This window comes from Mesorhizobium sp. M7A.F.Ca.CA.004.04.2.1, from assembly GCF_004022825.1.
Classification (GTDB): domain Bacteria; phylum Pseudomonadota; class Alphaproteobacteria; order Rhizobiales; family Rhizobiaceae; genus Mesorhizobium.
The window spans coordinates 1-6,122 of sequence record NZ_RZPH01000284.1 but is presented as its reverse complement, the minus strand read 5'-3'; the positions used below and the strand labels follow the sequence as shown (position 1 = coordinate 6,122).

Below are 6,122 nucleotides of genomic sequence, written 5' to 3'. Positions count from 1 at the left end.
CCCAATTGCGTTATCTTGTTGCCGTGGCGCGTCACGGCAGCGTCACCGGAGCGGCAAAGATGCTGAACGTTTCGCAGCCGTCGATCTCGGTGGCCATTGACGCGGTCGAAAAGAATTTCGGCCAGAAGCTGTTCGTCCGCCAGCGCGGAAGCGGCGTGTCGCCGACATCGTTCGGCCGCGCCGTCGTGGCCAAGGCAAGGCAGGTTCTCACCGAAACGGAAGAACTCGTCGGCCTGGGTTCAAGCAAATCGGCTGTCAGCGGTGAGTTGGTGCTGGGATGCTTCGAGGATTTGGCGCCTTTCTTCGCGCCGGCTTTGATCCGCGCCTTCTCCGAACGCTATCCGGCCGTCAAAATCGTCGTTCGCGACGAGACGTTCGAGACTCTGGGACGACGGCTGGGAGATGCGGCCATCGATCTCGGCCTGACTTATGATCTCAGCCTGCCGACGCATTTCGCCCGCATCCTGCTGCGCGAACTTCGTCCACACGCGCTGTTGCCGGCAGGCCATGCCCTGGCGGACCGCCCAACGGTCAGCCTTGCCGATCTGGCCGCCTATCCGCTGATCACGACGGATCAGCCGCACAGTTGGCAGCACATGCTCGACCTGTTCCGCAGCCGCGGCCTCTCGCCGGTGGCCGATACGACGACAAGCTCGTTCGAACTGCAGCGTAGCATGGTCGCCAACGGCTTCGGCGTCGCGGTCAGCTATACCCGCCCGCACGGCGACCGCAGCTATGACGGCCTGCCGCTTATCTGCAAGCCGCTGTCCGATCCGCTGCCCATGCAGCGGATCCTGCTGACCTATGACACGCATCAGCGTGTGTCGAATGCAGCGCTGGCCTTCGTCGAGGTGGCCAGGGACTGGTTCGCCACCCGCGACATCTTTGCCTCGTGAAAGGCTGACAGGCGCCGCGTCTCCGCTTGCCGCTTGACGGTTTCTGCCGCTGCTGCCACTCCATGGACATGGAAAATATCCAGTCGAAAGCGGCCCAGGGCCGTGTCGCCGATGCGCCGAACGGCCATTGGGTCTACCGCGTGCTGCCGCGCTCGATATGGCCCTATGCGCAGCTTGCTCGATGGGACAGGCCGATCGGCTGGCAGTTGCTGCTGTGGCCGTGCTGGTGGTCGGCAGCCTTGGCGGCAAGCGCCTATCCGCGTCCGGGCGACCCGCTGCTCTCACTGCTGCCGGCGCCTTTGTATCTCGTGCTGTTCCTGGTCGGGGCCATCGCCATGCGCGGCGCCGGCTGCACCTACAACGACCTCGTCGACGAGGACATCGACAGCCAGGTGGAGCGCACGCGCTCGCGACCGTTGCCGTCGGGCAAGGCGACGCGCCGGCGGGCATGGCTGTTTCTCGTCCTGCAGGCCCTGGTCGGCCTCGTCGTGCTCATCCAGTTCAACAGCTTCGCCGTCCTGCTCGGCATCTGCTCACTGGCGGTCATCGCCATCTATCCATTCATGAAGCGGATAACCAACTGGCCGCAACTGGTGCTTGGCCTTGCCTTTTCCTGGGGCGCGCTGATGGGATGGGCGGTCGAGTTCGGCGATCTCGATGGGCCTGCCATCATGCTTTATATCGGCTCGATCCTGTGGGTGATCGGCTACGACACGATCTACGCACATCAGGACAAGGAAGATGACGCCATTGTCGGCGTGCGCTCGACGGCACGCCTGTTTGGCGATAACACCAAATCGTGGCTGGCCGGGCTTTATGGCGGCGCGCTGATCTGCTTCGCCATCGCCTTCGCGTCGGCGCAAGCGCCGGTGGTGGCGCTGGCCGGACTGATCGCCGCCGGCGCCCATATGGCGCGGCAGATCGCCGTGTTGGATATCGACAATCCGGACCAATGCCTGCGGCTGTTCAGGTCGAATAACCAGGTCGGCTGGCTGATCTTCCTGGGCCTGATCGGCGGCGCTGTGTGGGTGGCTCTGAAGCCGCTGGTTTAGTCTTCTTCTCCCCGTCACTATACGGGGAGAAGAAGGCTAATCCCTCGAAATAATCTCCTGGCCGTCGATGACCAGCCTGAGACCGAGGGCGCCGGCCCTGCGGCGAGCGAGGAAACGCGGACGGCGCGTGTTCGAAATCCGCCCCTTGCGCCGATCCTGCGGCGGCAGCGTCTTGATGGCGGCACCGAGCGATTCTTCCAGGGTGCGGGCAACGCCGTCCGATTCGATCAGCAGCATCGGCAGACGGTAAGCGTCGGCCCAGGCGCGCCAGTCGGCTGCGACATCGTCGAGATCGTCGGCCACCAGCAGCGGCACCGACAGCATCGGGTCGTTGTGCAGGAGTTCCAGGGTCACCGTGACATTGCCGTCCGGATCCTCCATGGCGCGGGCGGCAACGCCGCGGAACGCATTGGCGGGCAGAACGATGATCGCGGGCAGGCCGCTCATCTCGAGCAGGCGGCGGATCACGGCGCCGCGCTGGTCGATGGTGAAGGTTACATCGCCGTAGTCGTCGCGAGTCGCGTAGCTCACCACTTGCGGCAGGCGAAATGGGTCGAGACGCATGTTGCGTCCCGCCCAGACTGGCTTCAGTCCGGTGTTCATAGAGTGGCCTTCCTGTCTGTCTCCTGAGAGCCGGTGTCCGGTTCTCTCCGGGCCGGTTTTTCCAGCCTCGTTTGTATGGAGACAGTAGCGCGGGCTCCTTACCGCCCCGCTTAAGAAAGTCGGTTAAATTTTGCTGATCTCAGGGATGGTTATCGGAATCCCACCAGCCGCAAGATGTGGAAAGGATCAGATAACCTTACCCGGATTCATGATGCCGGCCGGGTCGAAAGCGGCCTTCACCCTTCGCATCAGATCGATCGCCATTGGCGGCGCGGTGGCGATCAGTTCGTCGCGCTTCAACTGGCCGATGCCGTGCTCGGCCGAGATCGAACCGTGCAGGCTGCGCACCACACCGTGCACCGCCTTGTTCATGGGGTGATAGAGAGCGAGGAACGCCTCATCATCGCCGTCGACTGGCCGCGAAATGTTGTAGTGGAGATTGCCGTCGCCCATATGACCGAAGCAGACCACGCGGGCGCCTGCACTTACCGACGCCACGGCGCCGGCGGCTTCTTCGATGAAGCGCGGGATCGATGCAATAGGCACCGAAATGTCGTGCTTAATCGAGGCGCCTTCCGGCTTCTGCGCCTCGGGCAGCAGCTCGCGGAAATTCCAGAAGGCATCCCCCTGCCCGAGGCTCGCCGCAATGACGGCGTCGCCGACGAATTCCTGTTCAAGGCCGGCCGAGAGCACGTCCTCGATCAACGCCCGCGAATCCTCCGACGAACGGCCTGATGAAATCTGCATCAGCACATACCACGGCCAGTCCTCGATCAGCGGCCGCACCACGCCCTGGGCATGCGCCAGCGTGAAATCATATGGCCGCCTGCCGATCAGTTCGAAAGCGGTGAGCGCTGCCCCGGCACGGTCCATGGCCAGGCTGAACAGCGAAAGTGCTGCCTCGGGTGACGAAAGGCCGGCGAAGGCGACTTCGCGCCCCTTCGGCTTCGGGAACAGCTTGAGCACGGCGGCGGTGATGACGCCGAGCGTACCTTCGGCGCCGACGAACAGGTTTTTCAGATCGTAGCCGGTGTTGTCCTTCTTCAGCTTGCGCAGGTCGTCGAACACCTCGCCGGTCGGCAGCACCACCTCGACACCGAGGCAAAGTTCGCGCGCATTGCCATAGGCAAGCACGCCGGTGCCGCCGGCATTGGAGGAAAGATTGCCGCCGATCTGGCAGGAGCCTTGCGCGGCCAGCGACAGCGGAAACAGCCGGTCGGCGGCGTCGGCTGCCTCCTGCAGCGTCTGCAGGATGACGCCGGCCTCGACCGTCACCGTGTTGGACAGGACATCGATCTCGCGGATGCGGTTCAGCCGCGACAGCGACAGGACGATTTCGCGCCCGGACCTGTCCGGCACCTGGGCGCCGACCAACCCGGTGTTGCCGCTTTGCGGCACGATCGGCGTTCCCGTCTCCGTCGCCAGCCGCATGATCCGGCTGACTTCGTCGACACTGCCCGGGCGCAGCACCAGCGATGTCGCGCCGTGCCAGAGCCCGCGCCGCTCAATGAGGTAAGGCGCGATATCGCGCTCGTCGCGGAGCGCATATTTGTCGCCAACGATCGCCGCGAAGCGATCGATGAGAGCGGAATCGAGTGTCTCTGTGATTTCGGTCATGGGGGAAAACTATGGTGTGGGCTGCGTGATGTCACGAGGGGCGGCGGCACGCGACAGCCGATCGTTAATGGCTTCACCGAGCCCGTCGAAGGGAATACGCTCGACGGCGATGGTCTGCGCGCCGCAGCGGTCGAGCTCCTGCATATAGGCAAACAGATTGCTCGCCGCTTCGCGCAGGTCACCGGTTTCGGATAAATTGAGGAAGGCTTCGGCGCGGCGCCAGCCTTGCGCCCTCTGGCTGCCGAAGCCTAGCAAAGCCTCGCCCTCGCCGACCGTGCCGGCATTGAGCCGCATCGCAGCACCTGGCGCATAGTGCGAGGCGAGCATGCCCGGCGCCTCGACGCCGGCGGCGCCGCCGCGCAACAGCTCCATGCCGATAGCCGCCTCGATCTCCTCGGCGGCGATGCCGCCGGGCCTCAGCAGCCGCAATCTGTCCCCTTCGGCCTTGAGAATCGTCGATTCCAGCCCGATCGGCGTCGCGCCGCCATCGACCACCAGCTTTATGCGCGTGCCGAGATCCGCCGCTACCGCTTGCGCGGTCGTTGCGCTGATTTTGCCGGATGAATTGGCGCTGGGCGCTGCAAGCGGGCGGCCGAGCCTGGCGATCAGCTCGCCACCAAAGCCCCTCGGCATGCGCAAGGCAATCGTATCGAGCCCGGCGGTGACCAGCGGATGGATGCCGTTGCCGGGCCGTTGCGGCAGCACCAGCGTCAGCGGACCTGGCCAGAATGCCAGCGCCAGTTTCCTGGACAGCGGATCGAACAACGCGAGGCGCTCTGCCATCGCCATATCCGCGACATGGGCGATCAGCGGGTTGAAGCGCGGGCGCCCCTTGGCTTCGAAGATGCGTGCGACGCCGATGCCGTTGGTGGCGTCGCCGGCCAGCCCGTAGACGGTTTCCGTCGGGATGGCGACGACATCGCCTTCCATGAGCAGCGCCAGCGCCCGCTCCAGCGCCTCGCCCGAGCCAAGTATTTCAGCCACTCTCGTCACCTCACAGATGCGGGGTGCGTAGTACGATGGCGGCCGTTGGGCAAGCCGCTGTTGGGTAACCTATTGTTGGCGAGCAGGAGCATTGGCGATTTATCAATCCCTAAAATGCTATGTTTCCGCGAAAGCCGGCATCAATTCCGGCCTGCTATCGAAGAGCTTCTGGGCAAAGGGGAGCGACATCAGTGTCTGCGCGTATCCTGTTGGGTATCATTCTTGCTGTTGCGGCCGGCGAAGCCCAGGCGTCATCCCTGGTTTTTCCAGGCACGCCATCCTCCACCCCATCGATCGTCAGGATCGGCGCCCCCAACCAGCCTGGAACCGCCGATGCGGTCAGCGCCAGCGATGCGCTGTCGGTGGTGGCAAAAGGGGAAGCGCAGCCCGACGTCACCGATGAAAAAGTGGCGGCGATCCCGGACAAGCCCGCGACCGGGCACGGCTTCCAGCCAGGCCCGATGGTCATTCGTGGCGGCGTTACCGGTCCCGATTTCCCTGCACCGGCGCCAACCGCTGCACCAGCGGCCGGTGCCGCGCCGGCCGCTGGCACGGCGCCGGCGGCAGGCACAGCGCCGGCAACGGCCACCGCCTCCGCAGCCCCCTCAGGGAACGCCGAGAACCAACCCACGCCGCCGAGCGCTCCGGCGCCGGCAGCAGGGCAGCACATGCCTCCCAACGGCTACACCAAATAGCCCCGGCTCCAAGACAGCCGACATCGATGGCGTGACTTGACGGTGGTCTGGCGCCCGGCGCACCATTGCCAGGCAAATCCCGTTCTAGGTATTTCTGGCAGACGGGATTTCATCGTTAGGGGTAAAGGGGGGTGATCATGAGAAAATCTGGAATCGTAACCGGGGCAGGCCTTCTGCTGGCGTCGTTGCTTGGCGTCGTCGCGGCTCATGCCGACGACATGCTGGGATCTTATGTCGCGCGCATTTCCGATCGCGACCATCAGGCGAGTGACGGC

General features: G+C 64.6%; 6 protein-coding genes. 3 read left to right on the top strand and 3 right to left on the bottom strand.

What is annotated here, in order from left to right:
- Both EN893_RS14790 and ubiA read left to right on the top strand, forming a co-directional pair.
- Positions 1–896 (top strand): LysR family transcriptional regulator (locus tag EN893_RS14790; protein WP_128361613.1); only part of this gene is annotated, 896 nt, incomplete at its 5' end.
- Positions 897–964: 68 nt separating this feature from the next.
- Complete coding sequence (gene ubiA / locus EN893_RS14785; RefSeq protein ID WP_164749081.1) at positions 965–1,948, top strand: 4-hydroxybenzoate octaprenyltransferase; 984 nt, start codon at positions 965–967, stop codon at positions 1,946–1,948.
- A gap of 36 nt (positions 1,949–1,984) precedes the next feature.
- Here ubiA and EN893_RS14780 read toward each other — a convergent pair whose 3' ends face one another.
- The 3 genes from EN893_RS14780 to EN893_RS14770 form a co-directional block, all read right to left on the bottom strand.
- Complete coding sequence (locus EN893_RS14780; protein ID WP_023808648.1) at positions 1,985–2,551, bottom strand: DUF6101 family protein; 567 nt, start codon at positions 2,549–2,551, stop codon at positions 1,985–1,987.
- A 186-nt stretch (positions 2,552–2,737) separates the two neighbouring features.
- Positions 2,738–4,168: an FAD-binding oxidoreductase gene (locus EN893_RS14775; RefSeq protein ID WP_127270791.1), complete on the bottom strand. Its 1,431-nt coding sequence runs from the start codon at positions 4,166–4,168 to the stop codon at positions 2,738–2,740.
- A gap of 9 nt (positions 4,169–4,177) precedes the next feature.
- Positions 4,178–5,152: an L-threonylcarbamoyladenylate synthase gene (locus EN893_RS14770; RefSeq protein ID WP_127270789.1), complete on the bottom strand. Its 975-nt coding sequence runs from the start codon at positions 5,150–5,152 to the stop codon at positions 4,178–4,180.
- 191 nt (positions 5,153–5,343) lie between these two features.
- Here EN893_RS14770 and EN893_RS14765 point away from each other — a divergent pair, with 191 nt between their 5' ends.
- Entirely contained in the window at positions 5,344–5,847 is a 504-nt protein-coding gene (locus EN893_RS14765; RefSeq protein WP_127272277.1) for a hypothetical protein, read from the top strand.
- Positions 5,848–6,122: the final 275 nt, after the last annotated feature.

Excerpts from the sequence above, each read along its gene's own strand:
- EN893_RS14775 (WP_127270791.1), bottom strand. The coding sequence starts at position 4,168 with ATGACCGAAATCACAGAGACACTCGATTCCGCTCTCATCGATCGCTTC.
- EN893_RS14780 (WP_023808648.1), bottom strand. The coding sequence starts at position 2,551 with ATGAACACCGGACTGAAGCCAGTCTGGGCGGGACGCAACATGCGTCTC.
- ubiA (WP_164749081.1), top strand. The coding sequence starts at position 965 with ATGGAAAATATCCAGTCGAAAGCGGCCCAGGGCCGTGTCGCCGATGCG.